We start from the raw sequence: 22,236 nt of genomic DNA, 5'->3' as shown, positions 1-22,236 counted from the left end.
GTGAGCGCTTTCCCGCTTCTCAAAAAATAAATATGATCTCTATTCCTGTGTATAAAAATATTCTGGGAATGCTTGAAGTAAAATGTCTTTCTCCGATAACATCAGTCGCAAATGTTCCTTCATCAGCGCTTCTGCTTTTTCTTTATTTTTTTCTGAAATGGCCTGATAAATTTCTTTGTGATGTGACAGTAATAAATCCCAGTCCAAATTTTTTGTATCGATGATTCGTAACATTCTAAACCGATTGAGATGACCGGCCATGTTTTGAATCATTCGCCAGGTGCGTTCTTTTCCACAAGCGATAAATAGCTCCTTATGGAAATTTTCATCCAAATTGGTAAATTTTTCGATTTGTTGTTTCTCTATATGATTACTTACAAGATGCTCTTGCATTTTCAAGTTGACTTCTAAATTAAAAGCCGATTCTTCCGAAACGTGTTCACAGCATAATCCGACAATATTTGTCTCAATGACCTCGCGAACAAATCGTGCCTCTTCGGCAAGCTCCAAATTAATTAGCGAGACGAAGGTACCGCTTTGCGGGATGATGGTTAACAATTCTTCCTGGGCTAATTTTAAAAAGGCTTCTCTGATCGGCGTCCGACTGACATTCAATCGGTCCGATATCGTCTTTTCAGAGATTTTTGTACCAGGAATTAATTTTAATCTTAATATTTCTGCTTTTATTTCTTCATACGCAAATTCTTTTGCATTTACGGTGTTGTTTGCCATTCGTTATCCTCTTCTCTTTTCTATACTGCACATAGTATATCAAATGAGAATTATAAGATGTACCTCCTTTTCAGGTATTACCGACATATTAATATACTAATATGGTAGTTATGAGCTCATTATAAAGCGCTCTCTATTTTTTTGCAAGCGTTTTCTGTTGTTATTCAATGGAGCGGCAACTTTTGCAAATGATTTAGATTGGTAGATTTCGTTAATTTAGTACGGTGCGGTGCGGCGCGGCCCCTATTCGTTACCGTCTACCACCTTTTATTACTTGGGCGGGCACAATTATCAGCTATTCGTTACCGTCTACCACCTTTTATTACTTGAACGGGCACAATTATCGGCTATTCATTACCGTTTACCACCTTTTTTAACATAGACGGGCACAATTAACTCTTATTGGTTAACATTTACAATCTATTATTCATAAATTCTCCTCCAAATTTTAGTCACAAGAATATTCTACGGTGATGACAAAATGTTAAAATAAAATAGCAGAAATTTACATCACACTATAATGAGTGACCACACTAGTACTGAAACTTACCATCTATCAAAATCGTTATAAACAGTAAAACTTGAAAGGGATTGTGGGGATTCGGATGAAGACGAAAAATAAGCTGGTGCGGATGTCGAAGGTCCTTTCTTTAGCCTTTAGCATTTTCTTGCAAATTTATTGGTATAAGATCCGCAGAAAACCGAAAGCGGAGTGGGAAAAACTCTGGGGGACCATCGGAGAACGGTTTCGCCAGACTCTATTTGATTTAGAAGGCTTGCTCATCAAACTGGGACAAATCCTCAGCACGCGTGCCGATTTGCTGCCACCTGCCTTTATCAGTCAAATCGAAGACATGACAGATAAAGTCCCCCCTTCGGATTGGAGCGAGATTCAGGAAATATTAGAAAAAGAATGGGGACACTTGTATCAGCAGCATTTTCAATCAATAGAAAAAACAGCGATTGCTTCGGCATCAATTGGAGAAGTGTATAAGGGCATGCTCCACGATGGAACCGAAGTCGCCATTAAAGTGAAACGCCCGTATATTGATTCCATTGTCGACACCGACTTTCGTATATTAAGTATTGTCATGTGGTTTGTGAACCACCTAGTCCCTCTTCCAAAGGGTTTTATGAATTTTAAAGTTCTTTTTAAAGAAGTAAAGCAAGTGATTGAACGCGAACTGGACTATTCCCAAGAACTGATCACCATCCTGAGCTTTAAAGAGCGGTTTAAGGAGATGGATACGGTCCATATTCCATCGGTGTATGCCGAGTTGAGTACCGTAAATGTGCTGGTCATGGAATGGGTTGAAGGATTACGACTGACCAATAACGAGGCCATCGACCAATTACCCGTAAGTCGTCAGGAACTGGCGCAACGGCTGATGAAAGTATTCCTGCCACAATGGATGGAGCCCGGCCCCTTCCATGCCGACCCCCATCCCGGAAATGTGCTTGTCTCAAAGGAAGGGAAAATCATTTTACTAGACTTTGGAATGGTTGGAGAACTTTCCAAAAAGGATGCCGGTTATTTTCAAGGTCTAATTGAAAGCTTTCTCGCTAAAAACTACCCGAAGGCCGTCGATTGCTTGTTTCATTTAGGCGTTTTGCTCCCTGAAGCAGAATCAAGAACAATCGAGCGAATTTTAGCGGAATTTATCACCTTTCAGCCGGCCCAATTAAAAGAAATGGACCTGCTCGCTTTTAAGATGGAAATTAATGATATGATTCAAGCGCTCCCCATTCAAATACCAACCAGATTTGTCTTTTTAGGCCGTTCCGTTGTCACGATTGAAGGAATAATCCGTAACTTAGCGCCAGAGGCAGAGATCTTAGAGTTAGGAAAACCTGTGTTTATGGAGTGGTTAAACAAGCAAGGGAATAATAAATGGCTGTTCGTCTGGCAATGGCTCCAATCACAGCCAATCTTCAAAATCTTTCACTCCATAACCGAATTCCTGAATGCCCCGCAAAAATTGGAGCAGTTAAAGGAAGTCGAACAGCGGAGGCAATTCCAATTCACCATCTATGAAAATACGAAAAAGCAATTATTCCAGTTAACCCTCTTCGGGATGACAGGCATAGCCGCCGGACTCTATACCTCATACGACCTCATCTGGCAGCTGTCCGCAGGAGTCGCTGCGGTCTCGCTTACAGGGTATATCGTTTGCAGTTATAAATTGAAGAAATGGATGAAATATATGCATGAGAAACGGAGAGTTTAAATTTAGGGGAGACCACAGGGAAGGTTCTGGCGGCCCTAGCAACTTCAAATCTCCAATCATCATCTTCGCCACCTACTATACAAAACCGATATGGCATGTCAATTGGGTTTACTTTGAATCGCTTAACTAACTTCAATATTATTATTGTTCATAGCAATCAGTTGATACCCAGTATTTTAGAAAAATGAAGGGAATATCCTTGTGAAGATTTATTAGAAATTATTTGCATTTTTAATATGGTTCAAAAAGGGGAAATTATTAATGCAACATCTATAAAGGAGGGTACTAATGGTCAAAATAAAACTTATGCTAATAGGCTTTCTTTTACTCCCATTTCTATTCAGTGCTCCCTCTGCTCAAGCAGCTCCGTCTGAAAATGAAATAAAACAGTATTTAGCCGATATAGGATGGACGAAACAAGAATTTCTGGAGTATATTGATTACTACGAAATTCCTTTAGATGAATATACAATGACAGGCCTAAAAGAACTCCTGGGTCCGCCCATTAACTCGAAAAATTATCAGGATTTACTAATCAAATATGGTCTAACTGAAAAAGAACTAAATGACTTAATGGACCATTTTGGAGACTCGGTAAAAGAATATAAGTTTATCAACGATTTGGATTCAACAGTTGAATTTTATATTAGTGCCGATAAAAGTATGGCGGAAGTAGAAAAAGCATTATCGGATACGGGCATAACAGAAGAAGAAGCAGAGAGATTTTTCAACTATTTAGCGGAAGTGGAAGAAAAAAATAAAGACCAACTAGACCAAATGACAACAAACGATACACTGTGGGAACATTTAATGACTGTAGAAGATCCTTCCCAACTAAGCGATGAAGACCTTGATGAGATGGTTCGTTTATTAGAGCAAACTATTGCCCTGTATGAAGTTAAAGTGAACTTTAAAGCTGACGGTAAGGCTGTAACTTTAAAGGATTTACTAAAAATGAAAGAACCTCCAGGCACTTTATATGGCAGTATCTATAGTACTTCAGGGGAACTGCTCATCGATTTTAACATCCCTAGAGAGTATTTTGAATCGATGGAAGCTATTGTAGATGGGGAAGACATGATTCATTTAGGTGAGATTTCAGATGATTATGTAGACCATATGCATGAAGAGAAATATGAAGATGCTCGAAAGGGTTTAAAATAATTATTTTAGAATGAACATAAAGCCTTTCTCATTAAAAGTGAGAACGGCTTTATTTTTATTTTTTACTATTTGTGTGCTTTAAAGAACAGTGCAAATAGGCATCTTTTGTAACGCACTTAAATCTTTTCTATTTCAATTAGCCCAAGGATAAATATAATAATAGAGAGCAAGACTTCGATGATAGGAGAGTGGGTTTGTTTTATGTCAATTGGAAAAGTGATTTATTATCATCGCAGGAAGCAGAATAAGACGCAGGAACAGCTTTGCCAAGGCATTTGCTCGGTGACGCACTTAAGTAAAATTGAAAACAATGTCAAAGAAGCCAATCCGAAAACCCTGCAAATGTTATGTGACAGATTATCGATTTCACTAGAAGATGAGAGCAAAAAAAGCCAGAAATTGCGGCAGAAGCTAGATATATTTTACGAGACGATGGAAAGGCACCATCAAGAGAAAGCAACCATTCTTTATCAAGAATTACTGCAAGAAAAAGAATATATCCAATGTACAGACATGATTTATTTATACGAATTATATAAGCTGCGCTATTTTTTGCTATTAAATGACTTTTCAACCTTTGAAAAGTCTTCAGCAGGCATTCATCGCTATGTGTCAAAATTTTCTCCCTTTGAAGAGTATGTCTGGAATCTACTTCAGGGCATTTATTATGGAAAAATGGAACAATTTCCGCAGGCTTTCCTCTATCTTTCCCGTGTCGAAGAGCAGGCAGAGCAATATGAAACCAAGATTACAGAATACTATTATTTTCGGTCGGCCTTGCACGGACATTTATGCCACTATTCTTTATCGATTCATTATGCTTACAAGGCCCTGCGTGTTTTTCAAAATACCAACAACTTTTTGCGGATTGTTTATGTCAAAATGATACTAGCCGTTAATTTTATCCACATCGGTGAATTTGAAAAAGGCAAAGAAATACTGGAGCAAATTTTATCTGATGCGGACATCCTCCAAGAAAGAGAGACAAAAGAGCTTTCCTTACATAATCTCGGATTTTTGTATTACAGACAAGGGAGAATGGCAGAATCTCTAGACTATTACTTTCAAGCGCTCCATCACAAAGAAAAAAATTCAGCTTCTTACTATATTACAATCTCCTCTCTGTCTGAGGCGTTGATTGCGGATGGTCAAAACGAAAAAGCGATGGAAATTTTAAAGGGGGCGTTAGAATCAATTCAAGATCAAAAATCCCCACGTTATATTGAGTTAAAAGTCCTCTATTTGGAGGCAGCTGGTTCCCAAAAAGCGCTGATTACCTATTTAATTAACCAGGGACTGTCCATTATTGAAAATCATTTGTCCACAAATCGTGGAAGTAAATATCTCCAGCTCATTGCTTCTTACTATGAAGAAAAACAGGATTACGCCTCGGCCAATCATTATCTTCATATTGCCAACCAGCACCTGAAGAATCAACTATTCCATATTGGGTCACCCGTTGAATTAAAAACTGCGAATGTACGATAGATTTACACGACAATTGCCTCGCCGCAATTGTCTTTTTTTGTCGAGTTGATCAAATTGTCCCAAGTTGATGGCTTCATTTTGCTAGAATTTACACCCCTTTCCTTTAAAAATAACATCGACATTCCACTCCCATCCCCCTTTAAAAATCAGAATTTTCCCGATAAACAGTCTAGTAAATCCACTCTATACTTTTTAACTAGAAAGACCTTTAAAAGCCCAACACCCATTTTTAAAGGAGGATTGTGAAATCTAGTAAACAAAAATTTTTTAGTAGAGGAGAAAATGAATCATGAGAAAGCCAACGTTTAAGAAGTATTTTGCGGCGATGATGACGACGGCCCTATTAGCCGTTCCAACGATTCAGGCGTTTGCCGATGATCCGCCCAAGAGTCCCTTACATACGACAACTTCGGATGTACAGGCCTTGAATGTGTTAGCAAATAAGGACAAACATGTGATTACGCTGATTACCGGTGATGTGGTCACGGTGACAGGACTGGCAGATGGAAAAAGTGTCATTAGTGTGGAACCGGCTGATCCTGCACAAAGCGGAGCGCGGATCCTCACCATTGCCAAGGATACATATGTAATCCCAGATCAGGCGATGCCCTATTTAGCTTCCGGCTTTTTAGATAAAGATTTATTTAACGTCACATCCCTTATTTCAGACGGGTATGACGATGCCAGCCAGACGACATTGCCTGTCATCGTTCAATACGCACCATCGAAAACGAAATCATCTGCCTCCAAACCTGCTCCGAAAGGTTCAAAGAAAACGCATGAACTGGAGAGCATTCACGGGGCAGCACTCTCTACTAATAAAAAAGAAGCAAAGAAGTTCTGGCAAGATATTACGAAGAATACTCAGCCGTCTAAAACTTCAAAGGCGGTGCTGGCCCCAGGCATTGAGAAAATCTGGCTCGATGGGAAAGTGGAAGCCACACTCGCACAAAGTGTTCCACAGATTGGGGCACCTGCGGCCTGGAATGCGGGGTACGATGGCAAAGGCGTTAAAGTCGCTGTCCTTGACACCGGTATTGATTCAGAGCATCCCGATGTAGCAGGCCAGTTGGAAGAAGCCGTGAGTTTCGTTCCTGGTGAAGATGCGCTCGACCATCATGCACATGGTACCCATGTTGCTTCTACTGTACTTGGAACAGGAGCAGCTTCCGGAGGTCTCAACAAAGGGGTCGCACCAGGAGCCAGTCTCCTCGTAGGGAAAGTGCTTAATAATGATGGCTTCGGTCAGGATTCTTGGATTATCGATGGAATGGAATGGGCTGCACACAAAGCCAAGATTGTCAGCATGAGTTTGGGAAGCAGTGAGTCAAGTGATGGCACGGACCCGATGGCTCAAGCTGTCAATAACCTAAGTGCAGAAACAGGTTCCCTGTTTGTTATTGCGGCCGGGAACACGGGTGCTGAAGGCATTGGCTCACCAGGTGCGGCAGATTCTGCCCTTACAGTCGGTGCGGTTGATAAATCTGATCAACTTGCATGGTTCTCCTCTAAGGGACCGCGTTTTGGCAGTTCAGGATTAAAGCCTGATCTTACCGCCCCTGGTGTAGGGATTAAAGCGGCACGTTCCCAATATGCTTCACAAGGCAGCGGCGATTATTTGACGATGGACGGTACGTCAATGGCCACGCCACATGTGGCTGGAGCAGCAGCGATTCTCTCCCAGCGTCATCCTGATTGGACTGGTGCTGAATTGAAAGATGCTCTAATGAGTACAACCAAAAAACTCGACGATATTAAACCATTTGAGGGTGGAACTGGACGCCTTGACGTGGCGGTAGCCACATTGGGCACTGTTCGTGCAACAGGATCATTGGATTTTGGCTTCTTTGATTGGCCGCATGAAGGGGATGCCCCTGTAGAGAAGACGATTACGTATACGAATGATGGCGATCAGGAAGTAACTCTGGACCTGTCAGCAGACTTTACAGATGGCAGTGGTTCAGATACCCCTGCTGGATTGCTAAAGCTTTCAACAGATAAAGTGACCGTTCCAGCTCATGGGAATACGAAAGTAACTGTAACCGTTGACCCGCAGTTTGGCGCTCTTGGTGCTCGTTATCAAGGACAGATCTCTGCTAATTTAGATGGCAAAACCGTAGCGCATACCGCGTTAGGGATGATAAAAGAAGAGGAAAAATATCCTCTAACCATTAAAGCAATTGACCGAGATGGGTCCCCCGCCCTTGCTTACATTAACGTCCTTGGTCCAGATGGTGATCCGCAGTTTATAGCTGTCGACGGAACAAAGGAATTACGACTGGTGCCTGACACCTATTCCGTGATGTCCTTGATGGATGTCGATGCTGATACGGATCACGCCGGAGTGGCATTGGTCGGTGACCCTGAAGTTAAGCTAGATGGACCTAAAACCGTGGAGCTCGATGCCCGGAAGGCTAATGAAATCACAGCAAAAGTTCCAAAAGAGAATGAAGCTAATTTTAGAAAAATGGAGTATTACCGTACGATTAACGGAAACCCGGTCAATGACATCTACCTTATGCCGGTGTGGATTGATAAAATGTACGCTGCTCCAACGAAGGCTGTAAAAGATGGCGAATTCACAATGAACACACGCTGGAGACTAACAGAACCAGTATTGACCATTAACTTCCGCGGCCAAGAATTGGATGATATCCCTCAGGCAGGAAGCACACTTCTAAATGGTAAATACAATCTGGATGCCGTTTATGCTGGCAAAGGTACACCAGAAGATTACACTGGTCTGAATGTGAAGGATAAAGCAGTGATCGTGGAACGCAGTAACGACGTATCAGGTGCGCAACGTGCCACAGCAGCGACTGCGGCAGGTGCGAAACTGTTAATTACCGTAAACGATGGTCCTAAAGAATTGAGTGAATGGTCCGGAACGGAAAATTATGAAGATGTTCCAATCGCAGTTGCAGCAATTAGCGGAACAGAAGGTGCAGAGTTGATTAAGGCTGCTCGTTCTGGAAATGCGAAACTTAACGTTAACGGAAATCCTGATAGTGACTACGTGTATGATTTGATCGACAATCACGATCATGCCATTCCAAAAGATGTAACCTATGCACCTAAGCCTAAGGATCTTGTAAAAATTAATACCCAGTATAAATCAGACCGCGAAGCACCAGGCGGGGAGTTCCGCTGGGATATCCCGGCATATCGCCCAAATGGAGTAGGCTACCAAATGAAGCTATCGCTTCCATCGGTACGAACCGAATGGGTATCGGCTCAGGAAGGTACATCCTGGTACCATCAGGCAAGCGTGCTTGATGCAGAATGGGAAGTACGTCAGCCAGTGGCAAAATACAAACCTGGCCAGAATTTAGAGGAAGAATGGTTTGCCCCAGTGGTTCGGCCGCGCTTGGGCACTGGTTTCTGGGTACCATATCGTACAAATAACAGCTTTACATTCAATATCCCTGCATTTGCTGATTCTGGCTTAGGACACACAGGAGCAGACACAGAGTACCCGGGACCACAAACACTTAAGTTTTATCAGGGTGATACGCTTGTGAAGGAAGCAAAAGGACAGGCGCTATACTCCTTTATACAGCACCCGGCTGAAAAAACTCAGTACCGATTAGTGAGTGATGTTTCCCGCGATCCGGAACGTTGGAATACTTCCGTTCGTACCCATACCGAGTGGACATTCTGGTCTAAGCAGCAAGAAGAATGGAAGACAGAATTACCTCTGCTTTCGCTAGACTATAAGGTCGATACTGACATGAACGGGGATTCGAAGGCTGGCCGCACCATTCAACTCGGCTTGAATGCAGTTCAGGTCCCTGGTGCACCAGAGAACGGCAAAGTGGATGGTGCTACTCTAGAAGTTTCTTATGATGAAGGCCAAACTTGGAAAAAGGTAGATTTGGTTCGTGATGCTAATGGCTGGACAGCCCAAGTTACACATCCAAAAACACCTGGAAGCTATGTCTCCCTTCGAGCCAGCGCCTGGGATAATGCAGGTAACACCATCAGTCAGGAAATTATTAAGGCTTATGGGTTAAAGTAATATATTTAAAAGGCGTCCTATGAATTTTGATTAGGATGCCTTTTTATTTGAGGATTTGATTTGTCATGATCTTATGGACTAAGAGTAGCAGGAAATAGTCGAAATATGCGGGATTATTTCGCAGGAAATATTCTATATTTCCTCATAATTAGAGGGGTTCAGTTGAAATCCGTCCTATTTCGCCAAATATTTTCAAAAATACACAAATTATTCATCAATTCAGCATATAACCACTTGTATTTTAATATTTTCTTTGATTATATTATTATGGGAATATTTCACCTTGACGAAATTTTAAAATATTTCATTTATCCTAGCATAGGTGGGTATCAACTATGGTATTTGACGGCATCATCATTTCATTTTTAGTAGGCTTTCTTCGAAAAGGGAATTTACGAGCACTTGGGAAATTGAAGCTGAAGTGGGGATGGATATTTCCTTTACTATTAGTTGTTGAATTAACCGTGTTTATGTTTCAAAACGATAGTAAATTCCTTGGACAGATCAGTGGATCTATCTATATAGTAGTTTATGTACTCGGACTATTATTTTTATATATGAACCGTAAAAACCGAGGGTTTATTCTTATTTTATTTGGAGTATTTCTCAACTTTCTAGTCATGGTAATCAACGGTGGAAGAATGCCGGTATCAGTAGAGGCTGCTACCGTTTTGGATCCAGTGTACATCGAAACCCTAAAAGATAGCTTATATGCAAAACATACAATGCTAACATCTTCAACTCACCTCGGATTTTTGGGGGATGTTATTCCAATCTCTGCCCCTTATCCACGAACCCAAATCATCAGTATTGGTGATATAATTATGAATATTGGAATCTTCTTTTTCATTCAGTATCTAATGGTTCATCATCCAATCTCAAAAAAGCGGTTGCTTCACCTCCTCTCCTTGAAGGAGGTGAAAAAAGATGAAAAATGGACAAAAAAAAGGCATTAAATTAACTGGGATTCTATACAATGCAATCATTATCGGTTCAATTATTATTGCTTTAACTTCTGGATATAAATTAGTTTAAGTGTAGAATGATAGGAGAAGTAATTTCTTTATTACTTCTCCTAAATTTATTTACGAGAGTGATGAGTATGCGTATTATTAAGACACCTGCAAATACATATCTTTTCTTCATTTCAGCTTTAGGCATTTTATTTTTCACCTTCTTAAATAAAATCCCACAATACTCTCAAATGGACTGGATTATTATTTTTGCTTTTTCCAGTTCCATTTTATTGCTTAATTACTACACTATACTGATTCCTCCAAAGGGTAATTCCCTTTCAATGGATTCTTCTATTTATCTAGCAAGTCTTTTTTTGTATGGATTAGATACTACATTACTTGTTTTATTTATACATTCCATTATATTTACACTAGTACAGCGTAATATTGCCTGGTGGAAACATCTGTTTAACTTCTCTGTTTATTCTTTAATGATCAATTGTGCCTATTATGTTTTTATATTTACAAATGGCATTACTGGACCTATCAGTGTCAATAACAGCCTTCCCTATTTATTTTCTTTTTGCACCTATTTTGCATTGAATCTACTATTGGTTGGTTTGTTTTTCATCTTGGCAGGATCTGAGAACATAGTAGCCTTTTTCAAAGAAATTATTAAAGAAACAGCTGCCACATATATAATTACACTTGTGCTTTCATTAGTCCTAGTCATTTTAATGAAACCCGACGAATTATTCGGTCTATCTCTTTTCACCTGTATTGCCTTTTTATTGTCATTAGCCTTTAAACAGTACTTTAATTTATATAAAGAAATTTCCGAGAAAGCCAACAAAGACTTCCTCACAGGCTTAAACAACCACGGATACTTTAAAGAAATTTTGGAAAAAGAAGTAACAGCTGCGAAGGAAAATGATCAGCCACTGTGTGTGGTCATCATGGATATTGATGATTTTAAAAAGTACAACGATCTGTACGGTCATATTCAAGGGGATCATTTGCTCCAAGAATTTGGCACCCTTTTGAAGGCCAGTTCAGATGTAGCAAACTATATCGTTGCCCGCTATGGCGGAGAAGAGTTTTCAATCATCATGCCCAATACCGATCGAAAGACTGCTTATTCGTTCATGAATGAATTGCGGAAGAAAGTAAATGACACCTACTATAAAGGGGTGGAAAGTCTCCCTTACGGCTGCTTGTCCTTTTCGTCCGGGATTGCTGAATGTGAAAAAGAAACCTACAGCATTTCTGAACTTCTTAACAAAGCCGACCAAGCAATGTATGCAGCGAAAAACCAAGGAAAAAATCTAGTCCAAATTTACAATGGACATTCAGAATATTCCGTACAACGCTCACTTTCGCTTGAAAAAGAGCTAGAGGAAGCAGAATATCAATTAAAAATCTTTCTTTCCAAGGATGTTTATACCTATCGCCATAGCAAGCGCGTCTACCAATATGCGGTCGACTTCTCACGAGTACTGAATCTAAGCGTGGATGAACGCAAAACACTGATTCTCGGAGCGCTTATCCATGACATTGGAAAAATTGAAATTCCGCGTGAAATATTAAATAAAAAAGGCAGTCTCGACTCGCAAGAATGGGAAACCATGAAAAAACACGTTACCTATGGAAAAGATATCATTTCAACCAATAAAAAATTAGAAGATTTGATTCCACTCGTTGAACTCCATCACGAACGTTTTGATGGAAACGGCTACCCATATGGGCTAATCGGAAAATCGATCCCAAAACTAGCAAGAATTCTCTGCGTGATCGATTCCTTTGATGCCATGACAACAGAGCGGCCCTATCAAAAAACAAAAACCTTTCAAGAAGCAATCGCCGAGTTGCGCCGCTGCTCTGGCAAACAATTTGACCCCCAATTTATCGAACCATTCATTGCAATGATTACGGAATTCGATAACTCATGGGATGAACAGCAGAAAGAGGTTGCCGCAAGTATCGAGAATTAAGAAATGGACCTAAGCCAGGCTGTATGCCTGGTTTTTATCTTAATCCGTCCAACCCCTTGTGGTATGATGGAATAAAATTTATGAAGGAGTTAACCGCCATGATTCAATATGAATGCCTCCACCACGTGAGCCTATCCGTGACCAATTTAGAACAGGCCAAGCATTTTTATAGCAATATCCTCTGTTTAAAAGAAATCCAGCGCCCGAATTTTGATTTCCCTGGTGCTTGGTACGATATCGAAGGACAACAGCTCCATCTCATCGTCGATCCTGCCTCCCAAACCCTTCGCCAAGATAAGCGCCTAAGCAGCCGTGAAGGTCATTTTGCCCTTCGGGTGAAAGATTACAATGCTGCGTTGAATTGGTTGAAAAGTAAGGATGTTGAACTATTAGAGAAACCTAAGGGCATGAGTGGCTTTGCCCAGATTTTCTGTGCCGACCCAGATGGAAATCTCATTGAACTAAACGTTGACCAAGCAGACCTTTAGTAAAGCCAAAAGGGAGAAGTGCGTATACACTTCTCCCCTTATTATTCATTGTAGATTTTTGAGTAGTTATGAGAATTCATAGGCGGAGAATTTCCGGCTAATGGATATAGACAGGGCTTAAGAAGCAATATAAGGGAAGATATTCCGATTAACTCCTCAAAAAAAGACAATATCCAAAGATTTCGATAGTTTAGACGGAAAAACTTCCTTTATTATTAAGGAAATATGGGTATTTCCCAAAATAAACGGAATTTTTCCGTTTATTTTCAAACACAGTGGAATCCATATAACAGAGCCTATTCAATAAAAGTCATGATCCCCCAAGCAACAATAAGTAACGAAAGCAGATAGCCGAAATCTTTCACTGCTAGTTTAGTTGTTTGGTAATAGGTTCTGTCCCTTGTACCCGTAAACCCACGCGCCTCCATGGCAATCGCTATTCGTTCTGATTTTCGTATGCCCTGAGTAAACAGTGGCAAAGCATACCTCATAAACGCTTTCCAATTATTTCTTTGCCGGTAACCTCTCACTTTATGTGCCGTCTTCATTTGGTTTAGTTCCGATTGAAACAACGGGATAAAGCGGAACCCCGCTAATAGTCCATACGCCCATTTTGGTGAAAGTTTACATTGATGAATTAAACTCATGATGAACAACGTGATGTCGGTGGTGGAGGTGAATAATAAACCATACGTGACAAACGCTAACATCCGTAAGGCGATGGTTAAGCCATGATTTACACTCTCCACCGTAATATGGAACCAGGCCCCTTTCCAAATCGTTTCTTCTCCTTCTCCAAAAGCAGCGATCATCCAAAATACAAGAATGAAAAAACCTAAATAAGGCAAAAGCCTTTTGATAAGATACGTCATTCTCCATCCGCCTAAAAAAATGCCAATCAATAGCGCAAGAAACCAAATCAAAAAAGTCACCGTTGGATTGGAGATGGCCATTAAAAGAAACATCACGATCAAATGAGCGAACAACTTACAAGCAGGATTGAGTGCAGCTAGGAATGAATCATTCGCCTTCATACCAAAACACCCTCCCTTCTTGCATGCATCAACTGGTAATGGAGTGGTGGAATCAACGCACTTTCACAGTAATAACTTGGCTCTGAAAATAAACCATAGGGCGTTCCTTGATAGGATACTCGTCCCTTATTGAATAGAAGGACTTGATCAGAAAAACGATCGACCACATCCATATCATGGGTTACCATCACAATGGTTGTTCCCTGTTCCTGTCTCTCTTTGAGACGTTTAATAAGCTCTCTCGCTGTTTTTTCATCCTGACCAAAGGTTGGTTCATCAAGCAATAGCAAAGCTTGATCGAACAATAACATTGTCGCCACACTTAACCGCCGTTTTTGTCCTAAACTCAGGGTAAAAGGGTGCGTATCCTGGTATGGCGCCAATCCAAACTCCTCTAACAATCGATTGGTTTTCGAGCGAACCTGCTCCTCCGGCCAATTTCGCTGCCGGCCGCCAAAAGCCACTTCGTCAAAAACCGTATCGGTAATGAATTGATGTTCGGGATTTTGGAAAACAAAGCCTGCCTGCTCAAATAATTCTCGGTCTGTCCATTTTTTTAGTTCCTCACCTTGAAAGTAAATTCTCCCTTTTTGAATCGGCTCCAACCGGATCAGACTTTTTAAAAAGGTGCTTTTCCCACTCCCATTTTCTCCGACAATGGAAATCCATTCCCCTCTATGGATTTTCACCTCTATATCACTGATGACGGTCTTCTTCCCATAGCCAATTTCAACATGTTCGGTGCGGAGTAAACAATCGCCTTGTACGAGCGGTTTCGTTTTTACTCCATTTTTAAGTTTGATAGATAGAGGGTGCGAGGGATCTTGAACGATCTCCTCCCATTTGTGAGGAAACAACTTAGGACGCCAAATCCCCGCATCTTTCATTTGTTGATTAAATTGGAGCAGCATCTCTTTTGGTTCCCCATCCCCAATAATCTTTCCATGCTCATCAAGGATAATGACTCGGTCCATCCATTCGATGCAGCCGTCAAGGACATGTTCGACAAAGACCATCGTATGGTTGGTTTTTTCGGCTAAATGTCTCAATAAACCAAAGATCTCATTCCGGCCAGCAGGGTCGAGTTGAGCGGTTGGTTCATCAAAGAAGAGGACGTCTGGTTCTAATGCAAGCAAACACGCTAACGCCAATCGTTGTTTCATCCCTCCTGAGAGCATTTCAATCGGTGTTTTCTTATCTACCATCAGCCCTACTTTTTCCATCAAATCCGAGATCATTTGATCCATTTCGTTACGAGGAATCGAACGGTTTTCCAGACTAAAGGCAATTTCTTCATCGACACGCAGCATACAAAACTGGGAATCAGGATCTTGAAACATCACTCCTGCATTTTTCCGGATGCATACTTCACCGCTGACCTCTGCGTCCAAATGCTCAGGGATAATCCCAGCAAGAGCAGAAATCAATGTAGATTTCCCACTCCCACTAGGTCCAAGGATTAATACCTTCTCCCCTTGATGGATGGACAAGGTAATATGATTGAGTATTTTTTCAGAGCGGTTATAAAAACGAATCGAAAGATCTTTACAACCCAGAAACATTGACATTGTCCTTTTTTCTTTTTTCCTTCATCAACTCATATTGCTCTAACACCCCTGTATTTGCGAGGGCATCCACGACAACTTTCGCTAGCCAGCCGCCAAGAATCATGCCGCTGATGACATGAATTCCTAGTGTCATCAAAAAGACTTCCAGTGTGTAATAACCGAAACCGTTGGCGATTATGTTATAAAGCATTCCAAATACGGCAGCTAGAGCACCTGATAGCATTAAAGTAAAAAGGTTATACCGTTTATATCCGAATAGGGCGAAGGCAATTTCTGAACCAATCCCTTGAAAAACACCTACTAACAGGGCCGACAGACCAAAATGACTTCCTGTTAATAACTCGACGGCAGCCGCTGCTACCTCTGCAATAAATGCTGCTCCCGGTTTTCTGATAATATACGCGACGATTGGACTGGCAATCACCCAAATACCAAACATAAAGCCTGCACCGACCGGCCCGACAATAGCAGAAATCGGAATCCACAGCGTCGACCATCCTAAATAAATCACTCCACAGGCCACCGCTAGAATCACAGCAAGAACGACTTCTTTCATCTTCCAGGTCTTCATTTCACTGCCTCCATTTTCACAGGCCATTCTTCTAGTTTATAAGCCATATCCCAGAACATATATTCCAACTGACAACTGATGAGGAAATGCTCCTTCATTTTTTCCTTTTCTTTCTCTGTTGCTATCTTAGCCCACTCATCGATCCTGGCACAAAATTTTGTCGTAATCGAATCGGTCCGGTTTCCATAAAAATGAATCCAATCATAAAAAGGATGGGAGCGATCTGGATTCACTTCCGTTAATAATCTTTTCCCAATTTCCCAATACGTCCATGGACATGGAAGCAATACCGCTAGAATTTCCCCTAATGTCCCTTCATGTGCAACCGTAAGCATATGACGCGTGTAATGAAGGGCTGAGGGTGCTAACGGATATCCCTGTAATGCCTCGTAGGGTACACCTGCTACTTGACAAAAGTTATTATGTGGATGGATTTCACTGTTTAATATAAATGAAATCTGCTGATTAAACATATCCATTTCTTCACGATTCTCACACTTAGAAACGGCGATTCCATAGATGCGAATAAAGGAATTCAAATATTCAAAGTCCTGTTTTACATAATGAACCAATTGTTCTTTTTGTAACTCCCCATCAGCGATCCCCCGGACAAACGGATGTTCAAAAATTGCCTCAAAAATCGGATTGGCTTCTCTTCTTAGTTCTGCTGAAAAACTCATATATTTCTCCCCCTTATTTGTTTTATGGGAAGACACTAAATGGAACGGCTAACGGTTCGAACACGAAAAAACCGCTCCAAAAATGGAGCGGCAGAATAATAGTATTTATCCATACACAGACTCCACTTTCCTACGCTAGTATGAACTAGATCAGGTTCAAAGGGTCCAAGATTATTCTTGTCTCAGCCGCCAAACGGCTCCCCTAGTGGTCTTCCTATAAATTTAATATTCACTCTACACCCGCTGGTTAATGTTGTCAATCAGTTAACAGCTAAAGGATAAAAATAGACCAAACGTCCTATAGAACAAGGAGAGGCCTTCTCATTTTCCCCACTATACTTGCTTAACCACAGCCTTATGTTCTAATCGACGAACTAATTTATAGAACCCTAATAAGATGAGGAGGAGAAAAGGATTGATCATGATGGAGTGATACAAACTCCACCAACCATAATGGAAATAACCCCAAGGCTCTGGTAATAAGGTTAAAACCTCATAGATCACAATTCCTACATTCCAAGCTAAAAAAAAGGAGAATTGTTTCCATAATGGACTTTTTAAAGGATAGACATTTAAAAAGATAAGATTCACAGGTGGGACTAAACATACATACACAAGCAAGGACTGCCAATCCACACCCTTCGTGAAGTACCAGTACCCCTGGTATTTCAAACTGATAAATACATCAAACATCAGTTGGAATAAGGTTGTAAATAACCAAATCTGCAGCATCTCACTTCTGGTTAAACGTTTTTTTACTTTGATTGCAATTAGGTTAAATAAGATCACTGCTATAATAATCCCGACCATTTAGTTAACTCCTTAGGCATCAATATATATAAAATTTCCATTTTTAGTAAAAAACATACCTCTCCACCCCTCTAACTTCCAATTATTTACCAATAAATGTCGTAAGTCTCGTAAAACATGTCATAAGCGTCCGGAAATAGGTTATAAGGTTCAAAAAATAGGTAATAAGTCTCTGGAAATAGGTCATAAGTCTCTAAAAATAGGTACTAAGCGCAGGAATAGATGTTATCTTGGTAACTAACCAAAATATTCCCTCTACCCTCTATTACCATTTAAAAAGAATAAGAACTTTTTCTTCCTACCCCCAAAATCTCCACTTTACTATCTAAGTCTTTGAATATGGTCATTTTCTGTCGAAAAATCTGGCCCGCTATCTGCTGGACATTATGTAAAATATAAATCTATTAATATAGAACAACACTACACCTAGAGGAGGAATCTATGTGAATCGAATGTTTAGGTGGCTGGTTAGGTCACTATTTGCTCCTGTCACCGGAAATGCCGGAGCGGTGGCAAGCACACTTGGTTTTTTCTTAGGGTTTTTGCCTTTAGATAATATAAGAATACCGCTATTAGTAGTTCTGTCACTTTTGTTACGTCTGAATATCATCGCCTTATTCCTGGGAACGTTGATACCTATTTTCATTCCAAAAATGAATCATCTACCCATCCTGGATTTAAGTAGATTAGAAGATACGTGGTTCATTTCAACCTTAAAATCGAAAATACAGCTTTCACAATCGATTGCCCCAGCAATCCTAGGCGGCCTGATTGGTCTTGTTTGCTATTTTTTCTTCCATTGGTTTTACAATTTAGGGTTGAAAAAGAGAGAGCGGAATCAAGACCATGTTTTTCTTGATCCTGCCAAAAGACGCTGGTCGATTATCAAACGAATGGGTGCAGGCTTTGCCGCTTTAATGATTTTAGTGTCGACGATTTTTATCGAAAGCCTGAATAACAACCCAGAGTTTCCAGCACTGCAACTTGATAACAGCAGAGCAAAGAGCGGGATTGAACCAATTAATATAAGTTTTAGTGAAGAACAACTCGCCGCTCAGGTTCAAAAAACAACGCCTTCCCTTGCTAGTCATAAAGAAATCGGGGAAGTGAATCAAAAACAAGAAGTTTATGGTTTTTACGTCGATTGGGACAAAAACAGCCGCACTTCTTTTAAAAAGAATATTGATTCGATTACCACATTAGTACCGGGCTGGCTGCAACTTACACATGGCCTAACCCTTGAAACCCGCACAGACAAGTCGATTGTTGATCAGGCCAAAACACATAAGATAAAGATTCTCCCCTTAGTAAATAATTTCACTAATAATAAATGGGATGGCGAAGTACTGCACCGGTTATTTATCACTCCTGGTGCAGAAGATCTTTTTATAAATAAGATGCTGGATTATGTGAGAACAAATGACTTTGACGGAATCAATATCGACTTTGAAGACATTCAGCCCAATGATAGAAATCACTTCACGCGATTTATCAGCAAAGTTAATCATGCCTTCCATCAACATGGTCTCATGGTTACACTAGATGTTCCGCCGGACAACGATAGTTTTAACTACGCTGCTCTATCAGCAAATGTAGATCGGATGATTGTCATGTTATATGACCAGCATCATTCAATGAGTAAACCTGGACCTGTGGCACCAACGGATTGGGTTGAAGAGAATTTAAACCAACTCCAAATTCCATCGGGAAAATTGATTGTGAGTTTGGGCAGCTTCGGGTACGACTGGGAGGAAAACTCCGGTCAGCCCGCCAAAACAGTTGCCTTCGGCGATATCATGGATTTAGGAATAGGCACCAACCTTCAAATCCAGTGGAATAAACAAACAAGCAACCCCTATTTACGCTACAAATTAAAAGGGAAAAATCATACCGTTTGGTTTTTAGATGGGGCTACTTTTTATAATCAGATGAAGTTATCAATGGATCATGGTTCAAAAGGTATCGCGGTTTGGCGTCTTGGTTCTGAAGATCCTTCCATCTGGAATTATCTGAATAAACCAAAGGAAATAAACGATCCAACCAATGCCCTTAAATCCTTGGTCAGCCCTAATCCTGTTCACTTTGCAGGTGAGGGTGAAGTTTTGAAAATTGCTTCTCAAACAGAACAGGGGAACAGAACAATTCGCTTGGATGCACAAGGGATGATTCAAACCGAATCGTATGTTAAATTGCCACAACCAATTGTGGTAGAACGGTATGGAAAACCGAAAAGTAAGGAAATCGTCCTTTCCTTTGATGACGGTCCAGATCCAACCTATACTCCACAAATATTAGACATTTTGAAAAGGAACCATATCAAAGCCACCTTTTTTATCCTTGGTGAGAACGCGATGCAGCATCCACAATTGGTGAAAAAGATGTATGAAGAGGGCCATGAAATTGGCAACCATACCTTTACCCATCCGAATATTGCATCGATCACACCGGAACAAACAAAAAGGGAACTCAATGCTAATCAGCGGTTGTATCAAGAAATTACAGGCCATTCGATGACCCTTTTCCGTCCTCCATATGCAGCCGATGCGGAACCAAACACGAAGAGTGAACTGGAGCCGATCTTGCGGGCACAGGAGATGGGATATACAACGGTCGGTGAATTAATCGATTCGGATGATTGGCAAGGACTTTCTAGTAAGGAGATTCTCCAGCAGGTATTGAGCCAGCTGCAAGATGGAAATGTGATATTGATGCACGATGCCGGCGGTGACCGCTCGAACACGGTAAAAGCCTTGCCGATGATTATTAAAGAGCTCAAACAGCGCGGCTACACCTTTTCCACCATTGGGGATCTGATTGGAAAAAGTGATCGTCAAATTATGCCTGAAGCTAATCCAGACAACCCTTATTTAGTCTATGACAAGGCAGTATTCAAAGTCCTCCAAGGCTGGAACTTAGGATTAAGCTTTCTCTTCTACTCAGCGATCGTGATCGGAATCCTGCGACTAGTTGTCTTCGTTTTCCTTTCAAGAAGGCAGGTCAAAAGGTATAAGGAAACGGAGATTGACCCTGACTTTACCCCGTATGTTAGTGTCGTGATTGCTGCCTATAACGAGGAAAAAGTCATTTGCAAAACCGTCGATTCGATTTTAGCGAGCGATTACCCTGCTTTTGAAATCCTGGTTATCGACGACGGTTCAAAGGATGATACGGCGGCTGTCGTGGAAGAGACTTATGCAGACCATCCACTCGTCCGATTAATTAAAAAGACCAATGGCGGGAAATCCTCCGCTGTCAATCTTGGGTTTAAAGAAGCAAATGGGGAAATCGTCGTGGCACTTGACGCGGATACACTCATCGCTGAAAATGCGATTTCCTTGCTTGTGAACCACTTTAAAAATGAGAATGTCGCAGCTGTGTCAGGGAATGTAAAGGTCGGCAATAAAGGGAACCTCCTGACAAACTGGCAGCATATCGAATATGTGACCGGCTTTAACCTCGAGAGAAGAGCCTTCGCCGCCCTCAATTGCATTACCGTTGTTCCTGGTGCCATCGGTGCCTGGAGAAAGACGGCGGTAGAAGCAGCAGGATATTTTCAAGAAGATACCCTTGCCGAGGATACGGATATCACGCTTACTCTGTTACGCCAGGGAAAAACGATTGAATTCGAAGAAAAGGCCTATGCCTATACAGAAGTGCCGGAAGATCTTAAAAGTCTGGCCAAACAGCGTTACCGTTGGGTGTATGGAACCTTACAATGCTTATGGAAGCATCGCGGGGCTTTATTCAATAAAAAACATCACTCATTAGGTTTTGTCGCGCTTCCAAACATGTGGCTGTTTCAGTATATCTATCAAACCATTTCGCCGATTGCCGATTTATTGTTCATTATCGCTCTTTTTAACCCGCATCCTGAAAAAGCGGCGATTGGATTTATCCTATTTTACTTGCTGGATTTCTGTACTTCTCTCTATGCGTTTCGATTGGAAAAAGAAAGTCCAAAGCCGCTCGCTTCATTGTTTCTACAACGAATCTTGTACAAACAGCTGATGACGTATGTGGTGGTAAAATCCATCTTCTCAGCCATCAAGGGAGTAACCGTTGGTTGGGGCAAACTAAAACGCAAAGGCAATGTAACGCAGGAAACTTCAATTGTGAAGGTTCACGAAAATATGTAAATTCGTTCAGGTCCTTCCCATTTTGGGAAGGACCTTTTTGAATAAAGAGGGCCCGTACTTATCGGTTGGGGATCAGGTTACGTACCCGAGCCGATCAATAGACGGAAGAATTCCGCCTAATTTGAAATTTTAATAAAAAAAAGCTTAAATAGACGGAGAAATTCCGCCTATTTACTAGAAAAACGTGAAAGTGGGGGATTTTTCTTTGCATAACCGGAAAATCTCCGCTTATCCCCCCCGAAACGGATTAAGCCCATATAATTGTGTAAAAAGAAAATGAGTCAAATTAATTCCTCATGGTTACAATGTTAACGGCTAATTAAACAATGTGGAGGAAGTAATTATGACTCAAGTACAGTTTAACCTAAATAT

General features: G+C 40.9%; 14 protein-coding genes and 1 riboswitch. Of the genes, 8 read left to right on the top strand and 6 right to left on the bottom strand.

Annotated elements, in window-relative coordinates:
- Nucleotides 1–39: 39 nt before the first annotated feature.
- On the bottom strand, nucleotides 40–732 hold the full coding sequence (locus ACE198_RS09185; RefSeq protein ID WP_375375315.1) for a GntR family transcriptional regulator: 693 nt from the start codon (nucleotides 730–732) through the stop codon (nucleotides 40–42).
- Between the two features lie 605 nt (nucleotides 733–1,337).
- Here ACE198_RS09185 and ACE198_RS09180 point away from each other — a divergent pair.
- The 7 genes from ACE198_RS09180 (at nucleotide 1,338) to ACE198_RS09150 (ending at nucleotide 13,065) form a co-directional block, all read left to right on the top strand.
- Nucleotides 1,338–2,960: an ABC1 kinase family protein gene (locus ACE198_RS09180; protein WP_375375314.1), complete on the top strand. Its 1,623-nt coding sequence runs from the start codon at nucleotides 1,338–1,340 to the stop codon at nucleotides 2,958–2,960.
- A 288-nt stretch (nucleotides 2,961–3,248) separates the two neighbouring features.
- A complete protein-coding gene (locus ACE198_RS09175) occupies nucleotides 3,249–4,124 on the top strand; it encodes a processed acidic surface protein (RefSeq protein ID WP_375375313.1) in 876 nt (291 codons plus the stop codon).
- Between the two features lie 201 nt (nucleotides 4,125–4,325).
- Complete coding sequence (locus tag ACE198_RS09170) at nucleotides 4,326–5,612, top strand: helix-turn-helix domain-containing protein (RefSeq protein WP_375375312.1); 1,287 nt, start codon at nucleotides 4,326–4,328, stop codon at nucleotides 5,610–5,612.
- A 289-nt stretch (nucleotides 5,613–5,901) separates the two neighbouring features.
- Nucleotides 5,902–9,630 carry a S8 family serine peptidase gene (locus ACE198_RS09165; RefSeq protein ID WP_375375311.1) on the top strand — a complete coding sequence of 1,243 codons (3,729 nt, stop codon included), beginning with the start codon at nucleotides 5,902–5,904 and terminating at the stop codon, nucleotides 9,628–9,630.
- A gap of 335 nt (nucleotides 9,631–9,965) precedes the next feature.
- The gene (locus ACE198_RS09160) at nucleotides 9,966–10,586 is read left to right on the top strand and encodes a DUF5317 domain-containing protein (protein WP_375375310.1); all 621 of its coding nucleotides are present in this window, start codon (nucleotides 9,966–9,968) and stop codon (nucleotides 10,584–10,586) included.
- A 146-nt stretch (nucleotides 10,587–10,732) separates the two neighbouring features.
- Entirely contained in the window at nucleotides 10,733–12,577 is a 1,845-nt protein-coding gene (locus ACE198_RS09155; protein WP_375375309.1) for a bifunctional diguanylate cyclase/phosphohydrolase, read from the top strand.
- 98 nt (nucleotides 12,578–12,675) lie between these two features.
- Nucleotides 12,676–13,065: a VOC family protein gene (locus tag ACE198_RS09150; protein ID WP_375375448.1), complete on the top strand. Its 390-nt coding sequence runs from the start codon at nucleotides 12,676–12,678 to the stop codon at nucleotides 13,063–13,065.
- A 296-nt stretch (nucleotides 13,066–13,361) separates the two neighbouring features.
- On the opposite strand, the gene ACE198_RS09145 is transcribed toward ACE198_RS09150, so the two are convergent.
- The 5 genes from ACE198_RS09145 to ACE198_RS09125 all read right to left on the bottom strand — a co-directional run bounded on the left by ACE198_RS09145 (nucleotide 13,362) and on the right by ACE198_RS09125 (nucleotide 17,728).
- On the bottom strand, nucleotides 13,362–14,099 hold the full coding sequence (locus ACE198_RS09145; protein ID WP_375375308.1) for an energy-coupling factor transporter transmembrane component T family protein: 738 nt from the start codon (nucleotides 14,097–14,099) through the stop codon (nucleotides 13,362–13,364).
- On the bottom strand, nucleotides 14,096–15,667 hold the full coding sequence (locus tag ACE198_RS09140) for an ABC transporter ATP-binding protein (RefSeq protein ID WP_375375307.1): 1,572 nt from the start codon (nucleotides 15,665–15,667) through the stop codon (nucleotides 14,096–14,098). Before ACE198_RS09140 ends, ACE198_RS09145 begins: the two co-directional genes overlap by 4 nt.
- Nucleotides 15,645–16,238: an ECF transporter S component gene (locus ACE198_RS09135; protein WP_251462093.1), complete on the bottom strand. Its 594-nt coding sequence runs from the start codon at nucleotides 16,236–16,238 to the stop codon at nucleotides 15,645–15,647. The genes ACE198_RS09140 and ACE198_RS09135 overlap by 23 nt, the downstream gene beginning before the upstream one ends.
- The gene (gene tenA, locus ACE198_RS09130) at nucleotides 16,235–16,918 is read right to left on the bottom strand and encodes a thiaminase II (RefSeq protein WP_251462095.1); all 684 of its coding nucleotides are present in this window, start codon (nucleotides 16,916–16,918) and stop codon (nucleotides 16,235–16,237) included. The genes ACE198_RS09135 and tenA overlap by 4 nt, the downstream gene beginning before the upstream one ends.
- A 110-nt stretch (nucleotides 16,919–17,028) precedes the next feature.
- Nucleotides 17,029–17,132: riboswitch (TPP riboswitch) on the bottom strand.
- Nucleotides 17,133–17,251: 119 nt separating this feature from the next.
- Nucleotides 17,252–17,728, bottom strand: coding sequence for a hypothetical protein (locus tag ACE198_RS09125; RefSeq protein ID WP_098573895.1), 477 nt, complete (start codon nucleotides 17,726–17,728; stop codon nucleotides 17,252–17,254).
- Nucleotides 17,729–18,171: 443 nt separating this feature from the next.
- Here ACE198_RS09125 and ACE198_RS09120 point away from each other — a divergent pair, with 443 nt between their 5' ends.
- Complete coding sequence (locus ACE198_RS09120; RefSeq protein WP_375375306.1) at nucleotides 18,172–21,864, top strand: polysaccharide deacetylase family protein; 3,693 nt, start codon at nucleotides 18,172–18,174, stop codon at nucleotides 21,862–21,864.
- The last annotated feature ends 372 nt before the right edge of the window (nucleotides 21,865–22,236 follow it).

Origin of the sequence: Neobacillus sp. KR4-4, assembly GCF_042136325.1 — a bacterium.
Classification (GTDB): Bacteria; Bacillota; Bacilli; order Bacillales; family Cytobacillaceae; genus Neobacillus.
Note: the sequence above shows the minus strand (reverse complement) of the source record. Positions and strands in the feature narration are given on the sequence as shown.